The 18,975-nt window shown below is 69.5% G+C and carries 18 protein-coding genes; 8 read left to right on the top strand and 10 right to left on the bottom strand.

What is annotated here, in order from left to right; all coding sequences use genetic code 11:
- Window positions 1-5: 5 nt before the first annotated feature.
- Complete coding sequence (locus CIK71_RS03765) at window positions 6-977, bottom strand: MsnO8 family LLM class oxidoreductase (RefSeq protein WP_096163844.1); 972 nt, start codon at window positions 975-977, stop codon at window positions 6-8.
- Window positions 978-1,083: 106 nt separating this feature from the next.
- On the opposite strand from CIK71_RS03765, the gene CIK71_RS03760 reads away from it, so the two are divergent.
- The gene (locus CIK71_RS03760; RefSeq protein WP_096163843.1) at window positions 1,084-2,091 is read left to right on the top strand and encodes an LLM class flavin-dependent oxidoreductase; all 1,008 of its coding nucleotides are present in this window, start codon (window positions 1,084-1,086) and stop codon (window positions 2,089-2,091) included.
- Window positions 2,092-2,122: 31 nt separating this feature from the next.
- On the opposite strand, the gene CIK71_RS03755 is transcribed toward CIK71_RS03760, so the two are convergent.
- Window positions 2,123-2,935 carry an endonuclease/exonuclease/phosphatase family protein gene (locus CIK71_RS03755; protein WP_096163842.1) on the bottom strand — a complete coding sequence of 271 codons (813 nt, stop codon included), beginning with the start codon at window positions 2,933-2,935 and terminating at the stop codon, window positions 2,123-2,125.
- Window positions 2,936-3,052: 117 nt separating this feature from the next.
- Between CIK71_RS03755 and CIK71_RS03750 the strand changes: the two genes are divergently transcribed.
- From CIK71_RS03750 to CIK71_RS03735, 4 genes are read left to right on the top strand one after another with little or no spacing between them, the layout of a single operon-like run.
- The gene (locus CIK71_RS03750) at window positions 3,053-3,892 is read left to right on the top strand and encodes an SAM hydrolase/SAM-dependent halogenase family protein (protein WP_096163841.1); all 840 of its coding nucleotides are present in this window, start codon (window positions 3,053-3,055) and stop codon (window positions 3,890-3,892) included.
- 31 nt (window positions 3,893-3,923) lie between these two features.
- On the top strand, window positions 3,924-4,478 hold the full coding sequence (locus CIK71_RS03745) for an ECF-type riboflavin transporter substrate-binding protein (RefSeq protein WP_096163840.1): 555 nt from the start codon (window positions 3,924-3,926) through the stop codon (window positions 4,476-4,478).
- Window positions 4,475-6,256 carry an ABC transporter ATP-binding protein gene (locus CIK71_RS03740; RefSeq protein ID WP_176485519.1) on the top strand — a complete coding sequence of 594 codons (1,782 nt, stop codon included), beginning with the start codon at window positions 4,475-4,477 and terminating at the stop codon, window positions 6,254-6,256. Before CIK71_RS03745 ends, CIK71_RS03740 begins: the two co-directional genes overlap by 4 nt.
- A complete protein-coding gene (locus CIK71_RS03735) occupies window positions 6,253-7,083 on the top strand; it encodes an energy-coupling factor transporter transmembrane component T family protein (protein ID WP_096163839.1) in 831 nt (276 codons plus the stop codon). Before CIK71_RS03740 ends, CIK71_RS03735 begins: the two co-directional genes overlap by 4 nt.
- 250 nt (window positions 7,084-7,333) lie before the next feature.
- On the opposite strand, the gene CIK71_RS03730 is transcribed toward CIK71_RS03735, so the two are convergent.
- The 6 genes from CIK71_RS03730 to CIK71_RS03705 all read right to left on the bottom strand — a co-directional run bounded on the left by CIK71_RS03730 (window position 7,334) and on the right by CIK71_RS03705 (window position 13,981).
- The gene (locus tag CIK71_RS03730; protein WP_096163838.1) at window positions 7,334-8,662 is read right to left on the bottom strand and encodes a TRAP transporter large permease; all 1,329 of its coding nucleotides are present in this window, start codon (window positions 8,660-8,662) and stop codon (window positions 7,334-7,336) included.
- Between the two features lie 2 nt (window positions 8,663-8,664).
- Window positions 8,665-9,288: a TRAP transporter small permease gene (locus CIK71_RS03725; protein ID WP_096163837.1), complete on the bottom strand. Its 624-nt coding sequence runs from the start codon at window positions 9,286-9,288 to the stop codon at window positions 8,665-8,667.
- Window positions 9,288-10,382 carry a TRAP transporter substrate-binding protein gene (locus tag CIK71_RS03720; RefSeq protein WP_245857277.1) on the bottom strand — a complete coding sequence of 365 codons (1,095 nt, stop codon included), beginning with the start codon at window positions 10,380-10,382 and terminating at the stop codon, window positions 9,288-9,290. The genes CIK71_RS03725 and CIK71_RS03720 overlap by 1 nt, the downstream gene beginning before the upstream one ends.
- Before the next feature lie 493 nt (window positions 10,383-10,875).
- Window positions 10,876-12,510, bottom strand: a complete 1,635-nt coding sequence (groL, locus tag CIK71_RS03715; protein ID WP_096163836.1) for a chaperonin GroEL — start codon at window positions 12,508-12,510, stop codon at window positions 10,876-10,878.
- 431 nt (window positions 12,511-12,941) lie between these two features.
- Complete coding sequence (locus tag CIK71_RS03710) at window positions 12,942-13,535, bottom strand: LytR C-terminal domain-containing protein (protein ID WP_096163835.1); 594 nt, start codon at window positions 13,533-13,535, stop codon at window positions 12,942-12,944.
- Window positions 13,536-13,597: 62 nt separating this feature from the next.
- Window positions 13,598-13,981, bottom strand: a complete 384-nt coding sequence (locus CIK71_RS03705) for a DUF3263 domain-containing protein (protein ID WP_241964030.1) — start codon at window positions 13,979-13,981, stop codon at window positions 13,598-13,600.
- A 77-nt stretch (window positions 13,982-14,058) separates the two neighbouring features.
- Here CIK71_RS03705 and CIK71_RS03700 point away from each other — a divergent pair, with 77 nt between their 5' ends.
- Both CIK71_RS03700 and CIK71_RS03695 read left to right on the top strand, forming a co-directional pair.
- Window positions 14,059-14,736 carry a uracil-DNA glycosylase gene (locus CIK71_RS03700; RefSeq protein WP_096163834.1) on the top strand — a complete coding sequence of 226 codons (678 nt, stop codon included), beginning with the start codon at window positions 14,059-14,061 and terminating at the stop codon, window positions 14,734-14,736.
- The gene (locus tag CIK71_RS03695; RefSeq protein WP_096163833.1) at window positions 14,733-15,452 is read left to right on the top strand and encodes a hypothetical protein; all 720 of its coding nucleotides are present in this window, start codon (window positions 14,733-14,735) and stop codon (window positions 15,450-15,452) included. The genes CIK71_RS03700 and CIK71_RS03695 overlap by 4 nt, the downstream gene beginning before the upstream one ends.
- A gap of 98 nt (window positions 15,453-15,550) precedes the next feature.
- Here CIK71_RS03695 and CIK71_RS03690 read toward each other — a convergent pair whose 3' ends face one another.
- Both CIK71_RS03690 and CIK71_RS03685 read right to left on the bottom strand, forming a co-directional pair.
- A complete protein-coding gene (locus CIK71_RS03690; protein ID WP_096163832.1) occupies window positions 15,551-16,168 on the bottom strand; it encodes a hypothetical protein in 618 nt (205 codons plus the stop codon).
- Window positions 16,165-16,803: a hypothetical protein gene (locus CIK71_RS03685; protein WP_096163831.1), complete on the bottom strand. Its 639-nt coding sequence runs from the start codon at window positions 16,801-16,803 to the stop codon at window positions 16,165-16,167. The genes CIK71_RS03690 and CIK71_RS03685 overlap by 4 nt, the downstream gene beginning before the upstream one ends.
- Before the next feature lie 582 nt (window positions 16,804-17,385).
- On the opposite strand from CIK71_RS03685, the gene CIK71_RS03680 reads away from it, so the two are divergent.
- Window positions 17,386-18,915 carry a variant leucine-rich repeat-containing protein gene (locus tag CIK71_RS03680; RefSeq protein WP_096163830.1) on the top strand — a complete coding sequence of 510 codons (1,530 nt, stop codon included), beginning with the start codon at window positions 17,386-17,388 and terminating at the stop codon, window positions 18,913-18,915.
- The last annotated feature ends 60 nt before the right edge of the window (window positions 18,916-18,975 follow it).

The following is an 18,975-nucleotide window of genomic DNA, read 5'->3' as shown; positions in this document are numbered from 1 at the left end:
GATCCTCAGCCGTTCACCACGCGCGCGAGCTCGCGGTCCGAGGTGCGGAGCGCCTCGCGGTCGTAGGTCGAGCCCGTCGCGAGGATCTCCTGGGCGCCGGTGCGCTCGATGATCTGCTCGAGCCGGCGGCGCACCGTCTGCGCGGATCCGGCGACGGTGGTGGCCAGCCCCTTCTCCACCCGTCGCGATTCGGTGCCGCTCCAGGTCGCGGCGTTGATCCGATCCACCGGCTCGAGCGCCTCGAACACGCCCGTGGTCCGTGAACGGGCCATCGCCCAGATCTCGGGCAGGGCCAGTTCGAGGGCTTCCTCGTCGGTGTCGGCGACCAGCGCGTCGAGAGAGACGATGATCTGCGCGCTGCTGCCCCGGTGCGGACGGAACTCCCGCCGGTAGGACTCCAGCCGTGCAGGCAGCTCCGGGGAATCCAGGATCGGTCCGCCGATCACCACGGGCAGGCCGAGCTCGGCGGCGGCGTCCATCCCGGTGCCGGTCGCCAGCACGAACAGCGGCACGTCACCGGCGTCCGCCGGCCAGGCGGTGACCGGTGCGGCCCCCTCCAGATGGTCGCGCACCGCTGCGATCTCCTGGGCGAACGACTCCGGCGCGACCTCGAGCCGTCCGAGCGCTTCCCGCACGGGCTCGGTGAACCCCAGCGACCTGCCGACCCCGAGATCCACGCGGCCCGGATACAGCGCAGCGAGCATGAGGAACTGCTCGGCGACGACGAGCGGGCGATGGTTCGGGAGCATGACGCCGCCGGAACCGAGACGGATCCTCGAGGTGCGGGCACCGATCGTGCTCAGCAGCACGGCCGGGGAGCCGCTCGCGATCCCGGGCACCGCGTGATGCTCGGCCACCCAGAACCGTTCATAGCCTGCACTCTCCACCGCGACGGCCCGTCGGGCCGAGTGCTCCAGGGCGGACGACGCCGGATGGCCACGGCGCGTGCGGGAGCGGTCGAGCAGGGAGAGCCTCATGCCGTGATCAACGCCGGTGACCGCCCAGAACTTCCCGGATCCACGGTCGAGAACGTCTCATCCCGTGCCCTGTCCACGGGCTGCGGAGCGTGGCTAGGCTCGAGCCATGAATGCCCCTCACGTGCCGCTGTCGATCCTCGATCTCGTCTCCATCTCCGAAGGGATGTCCACCCGGGAGGCGATCGCCGCGTCCATGGAGGGGGCACAGGTCGCCGACCGTCTGGGCTATGAGCGCTACTGGTTCGCCGAGCACCACAACACCAACAGCCTGGCCTCCAGCGCCACCTCGCTGCTGATCGATCGTGCCGCCTCGATGACCGAGCGGATCCGCGTCGGGTCCGGTGGCGTCATGCTCCCCAACCATTCGCCGCTCGCCGTCATCGAGCAGTTCGGCACGCTCGTCCAGTTCCATGGCGACCGTATCGACCTGGGTCTGGGCCGAGCTCCCGGCACCGACCAGCTCACCGCGCAGCTGCTCGCCCGGACGTCGGCGGAGCCCCAGGCCTTCATCGCCGCAGTGGAGCAGATGCGGGACTGGTCCCGCGAGGAGCCGCTCGGCGACAGCCTGCCCATCACGGCGGACGTCGCCCGCGGCACCGAGGTGCCGATGTGGATCCTCGGCTCGACCGCCAATGGTGCTCGCCTCGCGGCGCAGCTCGGCATGCCCTTCTCCGTCGCCTCGCACTTCGCCCCGTTCCAGTACCTCAAGGCGCTCGAGACGTACCGGGAGAACTTCAACCCCCGTGCCGAGGCCGCGCAGCTCGAGACGCCGCGCACCATGGTCGGGGTGAACCTCGTGGTCGCCGAGACCGACGAGGAGGCGCAGCGCCATTTCAGCACCCTGCAGCAGATGTTCCTCGGCGTGGTCACCGGTCAGCGGAAGAAGATCCAGCCGCCGACGCCGATCGAGGAGGTCGCCGCACCTCATCTCGTCCAGCAGGTCGACCAGACCCTCTCGATCCGCGCCGTCGGCTCCCCTGCGACCGTCGTGCGCCAGCTCGAGGAGATCGTCGCGACCACGCAGGCCGACGAGCTGATCCTCACCGCCTACTACTACGACCCGGCGGATCGTCTGAAGGGGCTCGAGCTGCTCGCCGAGGCCTGGGGCCTCTGAGCCGGGGTTCCTCCGAGCCGAACGGCACGGCTCAGAGCGCGCGGAGCTGTGCCATCACGCCGGCATGATCGCTCGCCTGGATGCCGTCGACGTCGTGCGAGTGCGCCGCATAGGCGTCGGCGGCGACACCGCGGGTCATGATCCAGTCGATGCGCGGCCCGTCGGTCGTCGGCTCCCCGTAGTCCGGGAAGGTGCCGATGTCCTCGCCATGGATCTGTGCTGCGTTCTGCCGAGCGTCCTCGAACCCCGCCTCGCGCAGCACCTCCCACGCCGGGCTCGCGCCGGAATCGGCGTTGAAGTCGCCCATCAGGATCACGGGCGCGCCGTCGGCCGCCTCGAGCAGGCGGCGCGCCACCAGGGCTGCGCCGTTCATCCGCGCGAGCGGTCCGGCGTGATCGAGATGAGTCACCGCGATCAGCAGCTCCCGGCCGGTGTCCCGGTCCTGGACCCGTGCCCATACGGCGATCCGCGGGCAGTGGCCGTCCCACCCCACTGATCCCATCAGCTCCGGCTGCTCGGAGAGCCAGAACTGGTCCCAGCCCAGCAGCTCGAAGCGCTCACGCCGCAGGAACAGCAGGTTGTGCTCGTCCCGGCCGCCTCCCTCCCGTCCGAAGCCGAGCCGCAGATGCGTCGAGGCGAGAGCATCCTCGAGCACCGGGAGCTGCGAGGGCAGCACCTCGAGCGCGCCCACCACGTCGGGATCGGCGGTGCGCAGCAGATCGACGAGCACGGGCGCCCGCTGGCCCCAATGGTCCGGTTCCCCGGGGCGGGTGGTCCCGGTGTCCATGCGGATGTTCTGCGAGAGGATGCTCAAGGCGGGAGAGGGCGCGCTGGGGAGGATCATCACCCCATCCTGTCGCAGCTGCCGTGTCCCTGTCATGGCTTCTCCTCTATGACGGCACATGACACCGCGTGACGACTCGCTGCACGACCACCGCTGTCGACGTCGCATACTTCCCCTATGAGCGCTCTGGTCCTGCAATCCGATTTCGGTCTCGACGACGGCGCGGTCAGCGCCATGTACGGCGTCGCCGTCGGCGTCGAGCCCTCCCTCCGGATCCACGACGTCACGCACAACATCCCGCCCTACGAGATCTGGGAGGGCTCCTACCGTCTCGCGCAGGTGCTCACCTACTGGCCCGAGGGCACGGTGTTCGTCTCCGTCGTCGACCCCGGCGTGGGCTCGGATCGTCTCTCGGTGGTCGCCCGCACGGCGACCGGGCACCTCGTCGTCACCCCTGACAACGGCACCCTCACCCATCTCGAGCGCATCTTCGGCGTCACCGAGCTGCGGGAGATCGACGAGACGCGCAACCGCCGCCCCGGTTCGGAGGAGTCCTACACCTTCCACGGCCGGGACATCTATGCCTTCACCGGTGCGCGGCTGGCCTCAGGCGCGACGAGCTTCGAGGAGGTCGGACCTGTCGTCGACCTCGAGCGGATGGTGCGCCTGCCCATCACCGAGCCCGAGCTCAGCGACGGCGCGGTGCAGGGCACCATCGACACCCTCGACGTGCGCTATGGCTCCCTGTGGACCTCGATCCCCCGCACCCTGTTCCGCGAGCTCGACGTCGCACCCGGCGACCGCGTGACGGTGCGGGTCCGCCACCACGACACGGTGGTGCACGCCGCACAGATCACGTACGCGCGCAGCTTCGCGGCCGTCGAGGTGGGCGAATCACTGCTCTACGTGAACTCTCTGGACCGTATGGCGATCGCCATCAATCGAGGTCACTACGCCCGAGCGTTCTCCCTCGGCACCGGCACCTCGTGGCGTGTGACCCTGGTGCCCGTGCGCTGATCCCCTCTCCGCTGCCCACGAAGGACTCTCCATGAACCGCACCTATTCCCCCGTCACCCAGGTGGTCGCCATCGGCGTCGGGGCCGCCCTCTTCTTCGTCCTCGGCCGCTTCGCCGCGATCCCGACCCCGATCCCCAACACGTCCCTCAACATCCAGTACGCGATCCTCGCCGTCTTCGCCGTGCTGTACGGACCGCTCGTGGGTGCCTTGGCGGGCTTCATCGGACATCTCCTGATCGACGTCACCGGGTACGGCATCTGGATCAGCTGGGAACTCGCCTCCGGTGTCTTCGGGCTGGTCGTGGGCGTGCTGCTGCTCAAGCACGCGATCACCGATGGCGAGTTCGGGAAGGCGACGGGCCTCCGCGTCAACCTCGCGATCCTCCTGGCGAACGCCGTGGCCTGGCTGCTCATCGCACCCCTCGGGGACGTCCTGATCCACTCCGAGCCTGCGAGCAAGGTATGGGCACAGGGCACGCTGGCCTTCATCGCGAACTCGGTCACGGCCTGTGTGCTGGGCACGATCATCCTGTCGGTCTATGCACGCACGCGTACCCGGACCGGATCCCTGAGCCACGACCAGTGACCGTGTCCGACACCGGTGGCGCATCGGACGAGGCCCCGCTGATCGAGCTGGCGGGATATTCCTTCCAGTACCGGGCCCAGTCCGAGCCGACTCTGCACGACATCGATCTCACGGTGCGGCGCGGCGAGAAGATCGCGATCGTCGGTGCCTCCGGGTCCGGGAAGTCCACCTTGATCAGCGCGATCAACGGGCTGATTCCTCACCATCACCGCGGCACGTCCAACGGTGCGGTGCGTGTGGCCGGGAACGACCCTGCCATGGTGCCGTTGGCCGCCACCGCGTCCGTTGTCGGCACCGTGCTGCAGGACAGCAACAGTCAGTTCGTGGGCCTCACCGTCGCCGAGGACATCGCCTTCAGCCTCGAGAACCAGCAGGTCCCACACGCTGAGATGCCCGCGCTCATCACGAGGGCCGCCGAGCTCGCCGGCATCAGCGATCGCCTCGACGACTCCCCGCAGAACCTCTCCGGCGGCCAGAAGCAGCGCGTCGCGGTCGCCGGCGTGCTGGTCGACGACGTCGAGGTGCTGCTGCTGGACGAGCCGCTCGCGAACCTCGATCCTGCCAGCGGTCGAGCCGCCATCGAACTCCTCGACGACCTGCACCGTGACCAGAGGAAGACGATCCTGCTGGTCGAGCACCGCCTCGAAGACGTCCTGCACCGCGATATCGACCGGCTCGTGCTGATGGCCGACGGTCGCATCGTCGCCGATGCCGCCCCGGACGTCGTCCTCGCCTCCGGTCTGCTCGAGCAGCACGGCATTCGTCCGCCATTGCACATCGCCGCGCTGAGATATGCCGGGGCACCGGCCACGGCCGAGCAGAGGCCGTCCCGCAGCACGGACATCGCCTTGACGGCGCAGCAGATCACGGCCGTGCGCGACTGGGTCGCGACTGCGGGGTCCTCCCTGGCCGCCGAGCCGGAGGCCGCCGAGCCGTCGCCCGCACTCGCCCCCGCACTGGACCTGCAGGACGTGCGCTGCGAGGTCCGTGTCAGCCCTGAACGCACCTCGGTCCTGCTCGACGGGATCACCGCCCAGGTGCACCGTGGCGAGATGCTCGGCGTGCTCGGCTCCAACGGGGCCGGGAAGTCGACCCTCGCTCGCGTGATCTGCGGCTTCGAGAAGCTCACCGGCGGAGCGCTGCGGATCGGCGCGGCCGATGCGAGCGGATGGAGCCTCTCGGATCGCGGCGAGCACGTCGGCTTCGTGCTCCAGGAGCCGGGTCAGATGATCTCCCGTCCTCTGGTCTCCGAGGAGATCGCGCTGGGCCTGCGCGCCCGCGGGGAGGACGAGGAGGAGATCGCCCGTCGCACCACCACCGTCCTCACGGCCTGCGGGCTCGCCCCGTTCCGCTCATGGCCCCTCTCGGCTCTGAGCCACGGCCAGAAAAAGCGCGTGACCATCGCCTCCGTGCTCGCGCTCGGACCCGACGTCCTCATCCTCGACGAACCGACCGCCGGACAGGACTTCGCGCACTACACCGAGTTCATGCAGTTCCTGCGCACCCTCAACGCCGACGGCACCACCGTCGTCCTGATCACGCACGACATGCATCTCGCGGTCGAGTACACGGACCGCGTGCTCGTGCTGTCCGACGGGCGCCTGCTGGCCGACGCCGACCCCGCCGTCGTGCTCACCGACCCGGACCTCACCCGTCGCGCCGACCTCGTGACCACCGGACTCTACGAACTGGCCAGGCGCTGTGGTCTCCGTGATCCACACACCCTGGTGCACCGTTTCGTGGCGGTGGATCGTGCTGCGCGGGAGGAGGAGCGATGAGCAGCCCCCTGCTGGGATACATCGACCGTGACGGCCCCCTGCACACCCTCTCCGGGGTCTCGAAGCTGGTCCTCTCCCTCGGCGTCGTGCTGGGTGCGATGATCGGCTTCGACGTCCGCTACCTCGCCGCCGTCTCGGCAGGTTCGATCCTGCTGTGGGCGGTCTCCCGTGTGCGACTGCGGGATCTCGCCGTCGTGCTGTGGCTGATCGCCATCTTCATGGTCCTGAACAACATCGGCATCTTCCTGTTCGCTCCCGGCTACGGAACCGACCTGTTCGGAACCCGCCATCTGCTCCTGGAGGGGCCCTGGCGCTGGGACGTCACGGCCGAGCAGCTGTTCTACCAGCTCGCCGTCACTCTGAAGTACGTCGCCGTGCTCCCAGCGGTGCTGCTGTTCGTCGCCACCACCAGACCTCCGGAATTCGCCTCCTCCCTGGCGCGGGTCGGGGTGCCGTATCGCATCGCGTACGCCGTCTCCCTCGCCCTGCGCTACATTCCGGACGTGCAGCGCGAGTTCCGCACGATCTCCCAGGCGCAGCAGGCTCGCGGGATGGACACCTCGCGTGCGGTGCGCCTGCCCACCAGGCTCCGGAACCTGACCTCCGTGCTGATGCCGCTCCTGCTCGGCACCTTCGACCGTATCGAGTCGGTATCCGCCGCCATGGAGCTGCGGGGCTTCGGCCGGGCGAAGGGACGCACCTGGTCCGTCCAGACACCCGTCCGTGCCGCCGACGTGTTCGTGATCGTCGTCAGCATCGCGCTCGTGGCGACGCCGATCGCTCTGCTGGTGGTCAACGGCGGACGGTTCTGGAACCCGTTCCTCTGAGCGGACGGCGGTGCCGCCTCCTGACGCACGGCGCCCTCCCACGGCATCCTGCCCGCCTGGTGCACGGCGCCCTCCCCACCGCGTCCTGCCCGCCTGGCGCACGCCCCGGTTCCGGCGTGCGAAGGGCCCCGACGCTCCGGAGAGGATCGGGGCCCACAGCGCTCACGAGGAGCGGCCTGCGTCGAGTCGACCTCGACGTGCTGGTCCGCCACCGCTCGGGCATCGAACGGTCAACGTCCCAGCGCTCCTCTCATTCGCTCGACATCCCCAGCAGGTTCGGGATGAACATCGAGATCTGCGGGACGAACACGATCAGCAGCAGGCCGGTCACGAGCGGCACGTAGAACGGCAGCAGGCGCGTGATCACCGGCTCGACCTTCATGCGACCCACTCGGGCGCCGACGAACAGGATCACGCCGACCGGCGGGGTGATCGTTCCCAGGCACAGGTTGAACGTGAGCATCAGGCCGAAGTGGATCGGGTCCACGCCCAGTTCGAGTGCCACCGGCAGGAAGATCGGGGTGAAGATCAGGATCGCCGGGGTCGGGTCCATGAACATGCCCACGATCAGCAGTGCCAGCATCATCAGCAGCAGCACGACGATCGGAGAGCTCGAGACCCCCAGCAGCGCCGTGGAGATGAACTGCGGGATGGTCGCATAGGCGAGCACCCACCCGAGCACTCCGGAGACCGCGATCAGCAGCAGCACCACCGCAGTGGTACGGGTGGCCGAGAGGATCACGGCCGGCAGCTTCTTCACGGTCAGCTCGCGATAGATGAAGCCGAGGATCAGGGAATAGACGACCGCGATCACGGCGGACTCGGTCGCGGTGAAGAACCCGGCCACGAGACCGCCGATCACGATCACCATCATGAACACGGCGGGCACCGCCGCCAGCAGGGTGCGCAGTGCGACGGCGAGAGTGAGCTCACCGCGCGCGGCCCCGTTGTCCGAGCCCACCAGTTCGGGGCGTCGCTTCGCCGCCACCCAGACCATCACCAGGCAGGCGAGCATCCACACCACGCCCGGGCCGTAGCCGGCGGCGAACAGGGTCGCCACCGAGGTGGAGGACGCCAGGGAATACACGATCAGCGTGTTCGACGGAGGGATCAGCATCCCGGAGGGGGCGGAGGCCACGTTCACCGCAGAGGCGAAGGCCGGGTCGTACCCCTCCTTGCGCTGCCGCGGGCCGAGGATGCCGCCCACGGCCGCAGCCGAGGCCACGGCAGCGCCGGAGACGGAGCCGAACAGGGCGTTGGCGACGACGTTGGTCTGTGCCAGTGAGCCGGGCATCCGCCCCACCACGACCTTCGCCGCATCGATCAGTCGCGCCGCGACGCCACCGGTGTTCATGAGTTGACCGGCCAGCACGAAGAACGGGATCGCGAGCAGGGAGAACGAGTTCGCCCCGGTGAACATCTGCTGGGCCGAGACGAAGACGGCCGGTTCGACGCCCATGACGGCGATGAGCGCCACCACCGACGGCAGGCCGATAGCGATCGCGATCGGGGCGCCGAGCGCGATGAGAATGACGATGCCGATGATCAGGATGATCCCGGCGAGCATTGCGGGATCCATGATCAGCGCTCCTTCTCGGTGTCGGGGAGGGTGCCGGAGCCATCGGACGATCGCTCGACCGGGTGTGCGTCGGCTCCCTGCTCGTGGACGACGGCGGCCGCAGCCGCGGCGCCGGAGCTCTCGGCCGCCTCGTCGTCGGTCTGCTCGAGCGGCGCGAGCTCATCGCCGCGCAGCGCGAGGAGGAGATCCTCGAGGGCGAGCCAGCCGATCATCACACCGGTGACCGGCAGGGCGAGGTACATGTGCCCCACGGTGAAGGGGAACCCGGGGATCACCTGGTCCCAGGACATCGACATGCCGCGGAGACCGCCCCACACCATGACCAGCACGGCGAAGGCGATGATGCAGATCTGCACGAGCACGATGAGCACGTGGCGGGAGACGCCCGGCGCGCGCTGGGCCACGACGTCGACAGCGATGTGGCCGCGCTCGCCGAACACCAGCGTGGCAGCGAAGAGGCTCAGCCACACGAACATGTACTGGGCAGTGACCGTGGTCCAGGGGCTCGGTGCACCGAGGACCTGGCGGGTGAAGACCTGCCAGACCACGACCACCACGAGCACCGAGAACAGCGCGATGCACAGCACCTTGAGAGCGGAGAGCAGTCCGTGACGAAGAGTGGACATCAGGCACCATCCTTCTCGGAGAGCGCGCGGATCGCGTCGTACAGCGCGATGTCCTCGGGGTTCTCGAGGATCGACTGTCCGGTCTCTTCGATGATCGGGGCGAAGGCGTCGGGCTCGGAGATGATCACGCCGCGATCGAGCATCTCCTGGGTGGCCTCCGCGGTCTCCCGCTTCCAGATCTCGACGAACTCGCTCTGCGTCTCCTTCCAGGCTTCCCGCACCGCCTCGCGGTCGGTCTCGTCCATGTCCGCGAGCAGGTCGGTGTTGGCCAGCATGAAGTCGAAGCCGACGAGATGGTTGGTCATGGTGAAGTGCTTGGCGACCTCGTAGTGCCGCTGGGTGACGTAGGAGATCTCGTTGTTCTCCGCCCCGTCGAGCACTCCTGCCTGCAGCCCCGTGTAGACCTCGCTGTAGGCCATCGGTGTGGGCACCCCGCCCATGTTGCGGATCAGACGCAGGAAGATCTCGGACTCCTGCACACGGATCTTCATCCCGGCCAGGTCGTCGGGCGATTCGATCGGGCCGCCGGAGGTGTAGAGGTGGCGGCTGCCCTGGGTGTAGCCGCCGAGCACGGTGAGGCGCTTGTGCGGTTCGAGGGAGGCGAACAGGTCGCCGACGATCGAGTCGTCGAGCATGACGCGGTTCTGGTGGTCGATGTCGTCGAACACCCCGGCCACGTTCATGGGCAGGAAACGCGGTTCCGAGTTCTCGATCTGAGTGCCGGAGATGACGGCCATGTCGATGGCGCCGTCGGAGACCAGCTGGACCGTCTCCTGCTGATCGCCCAACGAGTTGTTGGCGTAGACGCGGGCTCCGTAGCGGCCGTCGGTCGCGTCGGCGATGCGCTCGCCGAAGGAGACCAGCGACCCGTAGCTGGGATGCGATTCCGCCTGCCCGAGGGAGATGGACAGCACCCTGTCCACGTCGGTGACGGCTCCCTCCTTGGTGGCGCAGCCTCCCAGGAGGGCGGCACCGGCACCGGCGATAGGAAGAGCCTTGAGGAATCCTCGCCGGCCCACTCCTCCCAGCGTTCCGGAGCGGGAGCCGGCGAGCGAGCGGGGTGCTCCTCGTCGGCGGGGCAAACGTGATCGCACTGCATTCCTCCTCGAATGGGCAGCTCCGGCCGGAAGGCGCGCGACGATCACCGCACTGCAGCGTCGTCGTCCTTCCCGGGGCGTGCCGGTCGGACAGGGCTCCCGGTGACCCAGGAGCCGCGGCCTCGCGCGAGACGACGTTCCTCGGGCTTCCGAGATCCGTCGTCGAAGGGCTGCTGTGCCCGATGGCCGCAGCGCCCGGTCGCTTCGCGAAGCCGACCTCGGACAGAGTGCCAGCCGCCGGGAAACCGGTCTCACCCCTTGCCGACGGTTGCCATGGTTGCGGCCCGAGCAGGCAATTCCGCCGCTGACCTGGGAAAGCGCTACCCATCGGCGCCGGCGGTCAGCGGCTCGGCTCAGGGCGTGGCGTCGACAGATCCCCAGCACCCCAGGCAGTACCAGCCGCACGCACAGCGAAGGGCCCCGATCCTCCGGAGAGGATCGGGGCCCTTGGTGCTCTGGTGGGAGCGACGCGATCAGCCGTGAGGCTGGATCACATCATGCCGCCCATTCCACCCATGCCGCCCATGTCGTCGCCGCCGGCCGGGGCCTTGGGCTCCGGCTTGTCGGCCACGACGGCCTCGGTGGTGAGGAAGAGGCCCGCGATGGACGCTGCGTTCTGCAGCGCGGAGCGGGTCACCTTCACCGGGTCGATGATGCCGGCGGCGAGGAGGTCCTCGTACCCGCCGGTCGCCGCGTTCAGGCCCTGGCCGACGGGAAGGCCCTTGACCTTCTCCGCGATGACGCCGCCTTCAAGACCGGCGTTGACCGCGATCTGCTTGAGCGGTGCCTCGACGGCGACCTTGACGATGTTGACGCCCGTCGCCTCGTCGCCCTCGAGGGTGAGCTTGTCGAAGGTGTCCTTGCCGGCCTGCAGCAGCGCGACGCCGCCGCCGGCGACGATGCCCTCGTCCACAGCGGCCTTGGCGTTGCGCACGGCATCCTCGATGCGGTGCTTGCGCTCCTTGAGCTCGACCTCGGTCGCCGCGCCGGCCTTGATGACGGCCACGCCGCCGGCCAGCTTCGCGAGGCGCTCCTGGAGCTTCTCGCGGTCGTAGTCCGAGTCGGAGTTCTCGATCTCGGTACGGATCTGCGACACGCGGCCGGCGATGCGCTCGGCGTCGCCGGTGCCCTCGACGATCGTGGTCTCGTCCTTGGTGACGACGATCTTGCGCGCCTGGCCGAGGTGCTCGAGACCAGCGGTCTCCAGCTTGAGGCCGACCTCCTCGGAGATGACCTGGCCGCCGGTAAGGATGGCCATGTCCTCCAGCATCGCCTTACGGCGATCACCGAAGCCCGGGGCCTTGACGGCCACGGACTTGAAGGAGCCCTTGAGCTTGTTGACGACGAGGACCGCGAGGGCCTCGCCCTCGACGTCCTCGGCGAGGATCGCGAGCGGCTTGCCGGCCTGGATGACCTTCTCCAGCAGCGGCAGCAGGTCCTTGACGGAGGAGACCTTGGAGGACAGCAGGAGGATGTAGGGGTCCTCCAGCACGGTCTCCTGGCGCTCGGCGTCGGTGACGAAGTAGGGCGAGATGTAGCCCTTGTCGAACCGCATGCCCTCGGTGAGCTCCAGCTCGAGGCCCATGGTGTTGGACTCCTCGACCGTGATCACGCCTTCCTTGCCGACCTTGTCGAGCGCCTCGGCGATGAGCTCGCCGATGGCCGGGTCGGCCGCCGAGATGGCGGCGGTGCTGGCGATCTGCTCCTTGGTCTCGATCTCCGTGGCCTGCGCGAGCAGGGTCTCGGAGACCGCGGCCACGGCCTGGTCGATGCCGCGCTTGAGCGCGATCGGGTTGGCGCCTGCGGCAACGTTGCGCAGGCCTTCCTTGACCAGTGCCTGGGCAAGGACGGTGGCGGTGGTGGTGCCGTCGCCCGCGATGTCGTCCGTCTTCTTGGCGACCTCCTTGACGAGCTCGGCGCCGATCTTCTCGTAGGGATCGTCGAGTTCGATCTCCTTGGCGATCGACACGCCGTCGTTGGTGATGGTGGGGGCGCCCCAGGACTTCTCGAGGACGACGTTGCGGCCCTTGGGGCCGAGGGTGACCTTGACGGCGTTGGCGAGCTGGTTCATTCCCCGCTCGAGGCCGCGCCGGGCCTCCTCGTCGTAAGAGATGAGCTTGGCCATTGTGGAATCTCTCCCGTGTGGTGTGGTGTCCACCCGACCCTGTGCCCGCGACGGACGAGATCCCACGCCGTGTTCATGTCCCACGGCGCCGGATCCCTCACGGGGCCGGAATGTTCGTGGTCGAGCAGCAGTGCCTGCTGTCCGATCAGGCTCCCGACTCCCGAGGGCGACTGCCCCGAGGGGCGCTGTCACTCTCGATCACCGAGTGCCAGATCATCATAAGCACTCGGAGGGGGAGAGTGCTAACTCCGCAGGGTCGGATTCGTGCTTTCTGCTCTGGGCCGACGCCGGAGTGCAGAGCCGACGACCGCCCGCATCCCCGGATCTGCCCCGGACCGGCCGCCGCGCACAGCACGACGCGCGCCCGCCGACCCCAGGGGGAAGGCAGGCGCGCGTCGCATGCTGGAACAGAAGGCGTGGCGACGAGCGGATCAGCCCTCGCCGTCGCCCCCGTCGTCGCCCGCATCGGGCTCGTCGACCGCCACGAAGGTGATGCGCGCGTCGTACTCGTCGCTCTGGCGGGCCTCTCCGGCGCCGACCTCCTCGGCCAGGGCCTTCGCGGTGTCCGCATCCTCCGCGTCGCGGTAGAACACGATGGGCTCCTGCTGGACGTTGTCCGCGGTGTTGAGGCTGATGTCGGACCAGCCGGCATCCTCGAGGTTCTCCTGCCAGGTCCCGGCCAGGCCGTTGATCCCGCCGGCGTTGACGACCAGCACGGGGGTGGACTTGTCCGGCTCCGCCGCAGGCTCCTCCTCGTCGCTCTCCTCGGCCTCGGACTCGGACGAGGAGTCCTCGCTCGCGGCGGGAGTGGTGGGGTCCTGCGCACGATCATCGCCGCCGCCTCCGCGACCTCCGATGACGAACAGGAGCACGATCAGCATCACCAGCGCGGCGCCGATGATGATGATGTAGAGCAGGTTCTGTCGCCAGAACGGCTCCTCGGCGCGATGGGCGCCGTGGAACGAGACGGCGTCCGCCTCGTCGTCGAACCGGTCCGGCGGGTAAGGATACTGGGAATCAGCCACGGCCCCATTAAACCTGCTCGATCCGTCCTGCGGGTGGAGCACACGCCCCGGCACCCGGTCCGTCAGGCCACGCGACCGGAGTCACGCACCGGCGGGACGCCGTCCTCGGAGGTGCGCCGGTCGCGCAGCCGGTTCACGACGGCGGGGGCCGCGCGCAGGGCCGAGGGGTCATCGAGCAGGGCGTTGAGCCGCACGTAGTACGCCACCTTGGAGATGCCGATCTCCTCGCGGATGGCTCGTTCCTTGGCCCCGACGTAGCGGAAGGTGCGGGATTCGAGCGCGAGGATCATCCGGTCGCGCTCGGTCAGTCCGTCCTGCGGGGCCGACGGCGCCGGACCGGTCACCGGATCGGGTGCGTCGCCGGTCTCCGGGTCCCACAGCGCCGCATCGGTCGCCTCGCTCTCGCGCGGGGCGCGATCTCGATCACGGGCATGGTCAGCGGACATGGTTCGAGGCTACGCGGGAGCGGACCGCTGCCGAACTCGGCTCGCCGCGTTCCCCCGACGGGTGGAAGACTGCTCACATGCCGACGCCTCTTCCCGAGACCATCAGTGCCGACTGGGCCCAGGCCCTCGCCCCCGTCGAGGACAGGATCCACGCCCTGGGAACGTTCCTGCGCTCCGAGATCGAGGCCGGCCGCGGCTACCTCCCCCACGGCGATGCCGTGCTGCGGGCCTTCACCCGCCCGATGGCGGACGTGCGCGTGCTCGTCGTCGGTCAGGACCCCTATCCGACGCCCGGCCATCCGATCGGGCTGTCCTTCGCGGTGCACCGTGACGTGCGGCCGCTGCCGCGCTCGCTCGCGAACATCTACACCGAGCTGGAGACCGACCTGGGCATACCGCGTGCGAGCCACGGCGATCTCACGGCCTGGCAGGATCAGGGCGTGCTGCTGCTGAACCGGGTCCTCACGGTCACGCCGGGCGCCCCCGCCTCGCATCGACGCCAGGGCTGGGAGCTCGTCACCGACGCCGCGATCCAGGCGCTGGTCGCCCGCGGCGGGCCGCTCGTGGCGATCCTGTGGGGGCGCGATGCCCAGGCCCTGATCCCAGCGCTCGGTGACGTGCCGTATGTCGCGAGCCCGCACCCCAGTCCGCTGTCCGCTTCCCGCGGATTCTTCGGCTCGCGCCCCTTCTCCCGGGTCAACGAGCTGCTCGAGGCGCAGGGCGCCGCACCGATCGACTGGCGGATCCCGCAGTGAGGACCCGGGTCGGGGACACGACCCGCGTCGCCGGGCCGCCCGGCGGTCGCGAGGAGTGGTCCCCCGGCCCGGCGGGCGATGCGCCCTGCTCCGCGGAGGATGCCTCCGGCTCTGCGGGAGATGAGTCCGCGGCGAGCGGCGGGCCTCCTCGCCGACGGCGTGCCGTGCGCGCGGTGCTCCTCTGCACCGGTCTCCTGTGCCTGGCACTCGTCCTGGCGATCGGCGGCGGAGTGACCTATCTGGTCATCCAGCGCGATGCCGCCACGTCCCCGGAGACGGTCCCGCTGGAGGTGGACGGCATCAGCACCGTGGTCCCGACGGGATGGTCCGAGGTCGAGAACCCTGAGTTCGTCTCCCTCCAGGTGCTCTCGGCACTCGCGTCCCCCTCCGAGGATCAGCGGGTCGCGATCGCTCGCGAGACGACGGGCATCCGGGATGCCGCTGGCTTCTGCTCCGTGCTGCTCGACAGCGCCAAGGAGCAGGGCCTGGCGACGATCTCCGCCGAGGTCCTCGACCCGCTCATGGTCGACGGTGCTCGCGCGGCGCACAGTCGGTGGGTCTCGTACAGCGAGGACCGATGGCATCAGGGCGATGCATACTGCATGGCAGATGCCCAGAGCGTCGTCGTCCTCCTCGCCGAGGGCTCCTCCCCCGACGGCGCCGGCCCCGCGCCTGTCGCCGACGTCATGCTCGATACGTGGACCTGGGTCCGCTGACATGAGGCCCTGACCCCCGCCCCATGGGCCCCCTGACTCTCCCTGGCTCTCGTTGGTCCCTGACTGAGACACTCCCCCGGGTCGAGTAGCCGGGATGCTCAGGACTCCGTGGTCCACGACCAGGTGTCCAGGACCTTCTGGGCCTCGGAGACCCCTGCGGCCTCGGCCTCCGGCCCGCTGGTGCGTCCCAGCACCACGACGATGTGGAACTGCCTGGGCAGGCACCACAGGTCCTGGACCATGGTCTCCTCCGTGTCCGGGGCGGGCGCGATGGTCTGATAGTGCGCTGCGACGCGACCGTCCACCTCGACCTCGGGCATCTCGTGGAGTCTCAGCGCCTCGGCCTGATCCTGGCACTCCTCCTCGATCCCGTCCTCGACCACGTAGTCCATGACGGCCATCTTCGAGTTGTCTGCAGCGTCGAGGGTCGTGAGGACGTACTCGAACGAGGAGATGTCCTCCGACGGGTCCTGGGGCGCCCAGTGCGCGGGATAGGAGAACGTGTACCAGCCGGTATCGACCTCGGTCATGGGCGTCGGCGCCTGGTAGGTCGGGAACTCCGGGGCGGCGGCGGGCTCCGGCCTGGTGCTCAGCACGAGGTAGGTGACCGTGCCGACGGCGAGCAGCGTGAGCAGCAGCGCCGCGATCAGGAAGCCTGCGATCAGCAGGATCAGGGGACGGCGGGTCCCTGCCGGCCTCGTGGGCTGGTGCGTCATGAGTCCTCCGCGGGCAGGCCGTCGACCGTCCACTCCCAGCTGTCCAGGATCCTCTCCACATCCGGCATCGACTCGGGGCTGTCATCGTCGCTGAAGGTCTGGGCCACGAAGAGGACCACCCCGTCGGGCTTGGGGATGCACCAGGTGTCCACCACGCTGGAGGAGTGCTCCCCGTCCAGGTCGGTGGCGACGGCGCGATGGTGGAGAGCCTCACGGCCGTCGACGTCACGAGCACTGATCACCTCGTTCTGGTCGGCCCCCAACCCCTGGCTGTCCGTGCGCGCGGTAGCGTCCGAGCACTCCCCTGCGGCCGACATCGCCCCGCTGCGGTCCAGGACCGTCACGTACTTCGTCGTGTCGTCGTTCCTGAGCTCGAGCACCTGATCGGGATCGGGAAGCTCGACGCCGGTCGTGGTCCGGTGCCAGTCCACGGGGTAGCCGAAGGCGTATGTCGCGCCGGTGAACGTCGTCGTGGCCTCCGCAGCCCGCTTCTGCAGCACGAGATAGGTGATGCCGCCGGCCGTGGTGGCCAGCAGCAGGAGCACGGAGGCGGTGAGGCATCCGATGGAGAGGAGCAGCGCGACGGTCAGCCTCCGAGATCTCGTCGTGCCCGCCGACTGCGCGTGATCGCTCATCCGTTCCCGTCCCGTGCTCGCCTCCGCTGCACCGAGGGGTCCCGGGCTGTCGCGCATCCTACCGACCGCTGCACCTGCTGAGAGCTGTCACCGAGGCGGGCCAGGTGGGCCGGGCCTCACGCCACGAGTGCACCGGCCAGTGTCGCCCCTGCCAGGACGAGTCCGCCGACGATCGCCAGGATCCCGATGATCTCCATCGGGATCCAGAACACCGAATGCGGGCCGTGCCGACCGATCGCACGGCGCCCGTCGGTGAGGACCCGGCTGTTTCAGAGGTCGCGCAGCCGAGCGGTGATCCCTGCGGGCCCGTGGGTCTCCACCACGACCCGCCCATGCCATGAGCACCGTCACAGATCCAACGGCCCGCGGGATCGATGACGGCAGGAAAAGTGTGCCCGCACCCCTGGTCCGCGCCATCTCGTGACCTGCCGACCAGACCGGGAAGGGATCCACATCGCGGGCTCGGGAGTGGACCGCTGGAGTGCCTGGTGTCAGACTCTCGGAGGTTCGTCCCCGTCCGCGTACGGCTCGAGCCGTACCTGGGCGCCCCCGCGAGCCCGTGTCGACACCGAGGGAGTGGATGTGGCAGAGCCACGATCATCAGCTGAGGAAGCACGCGATCCGAGCACCCCGCCGGAGCGCCTTCTCGAACTGACCGAGAAGCACCCTCAGCTGCAGAGGACGATCGTGCTGAACCCGTCGTGCCCCGAGGTGGCGCGATCGTGGATCCTGGCGACGAACCCCTGGGCGAAGAAGGCGTACGACGAGGCCATGAGGGCCGCAGAACCGTCCGACGGCTCCGGCGACCCCGACGACTCCGGCGGCTCCGACGGCTATGACCTTGACGAGACCCAGGCGTCCCCCGTGATCCCCGACCAGGACGACACGCAGATCTCGCCCGCAGTCACCGACCAGGACGACACCGAGACGACGGAGAGCCCCGCTCGGCCTGAGGTCGCGGCGGCTGGTATTCGCGCCACCGGCTCGCCCGACGCTTCCGAGGCCTCCGAGGCTTCCGAGGCCTCCGAGGCTTCCGAGGCCTCCGAGGCTTCCGACGAAGCGTCCGTCTGGGGCGACCTCGCGTCGGCCGACGCCTGGAGCGCGTCCTCCCCGGCAGAGGGGTCGGCCCCCTCCCCCGCCGGTGCGGCGTCACCCGACTCCGCGCCCGCCGCTCCCACGACCGGCGGCGTGCGTGTGGCCCCGTCCGCCCGTGTCGTCCCCCTCGGCCCCGCAGGGGCGTCCCCCGCGACCAGCCCCTCCTCAGCATCCCGTTCGGACGCCGCACCCGCTGCAGGTGCCGGCGCAGCCGTCACTGCGGGAGCCGGCGCAGGCATCGCTGCGGGAGCCGGCGCTGGCGTCGCCGCGGGTACGGGCCTGGCTGCTGGCACCAGCGCCTCCCGGGCCGCCACGTATCCCGACTATCCGACTCCCGACTATCCGACGCCCGACCCTTACGGCGTGCCGCCGCACGGTCAGACCGGCCCGACTGCGGCCGCCTCGGCAGGCGGCCCTCCCACCGTGCCACCGGAGGCCGACTCCGATGGCTCCGGCTCGAACGGTCGACGCGCCCTGTTCGCCTGCGGCGGCTGCCTGCTGCTGGCGCTTCTGCTGGTGATCGTCGGTGCGTTCGTGGTGCGGGCCTGGGTCAGCGACGATGGCGAGGATTACCAGCGCACGAGTGCGACCTCGGCCTCCGAGGCCCCCTCGGAGTCGCCGACCGAGGAGCCCACCACCGAGGAGCCCTCCGAGGAGCCCGTCTCCCCAGCGCCCGACGACGCCGAAGACATCACGGCGCTGAAGTCCCCCACCGGAAACATCGTCTGCCTGCTCGAGGACGACTCCGTGGCCTGCTCCGTGCTCGAGCGGGACTACGCCGACGCGAGCCTCGAGGACTGTGACAACGGCCCCTTCTCCATCCAGGTCGGAGCGGAGGACGCGGCGACCGCCTGCGGCAAGTCCTTCCTCAGCGACTCCGCGCAGACCCTGGAGTACGACGAGAGCGCAGCCCACGGCGACGTGGCCTGCACGAGTCGTTTCGACGGGATGACCTGCTGGAACGTGATGACCGGCCACGGCTTCACGGTGAACAAGGTGACCTACTCCCGCTTCTGACCGCTCATGGAGCCCCGTCCCGGGGCCGGTGACGGCACCGCCCCGCAGGGCCACAGCGAG

Origin of the sequence: Brachybacterium alimentarium, from assembly GCF_002332425.1 — a bacterium.
Taxonomy (GTDB): Bacteria; Actinomycetota; Actinomycetes; order Actinomycetales; family Dermabacteraceae; genus Brachybacterium; species Brachybacterium alimentarium.
This window is presented reverse-complemented; position numbering and strand designations above follow the sequence as displayed.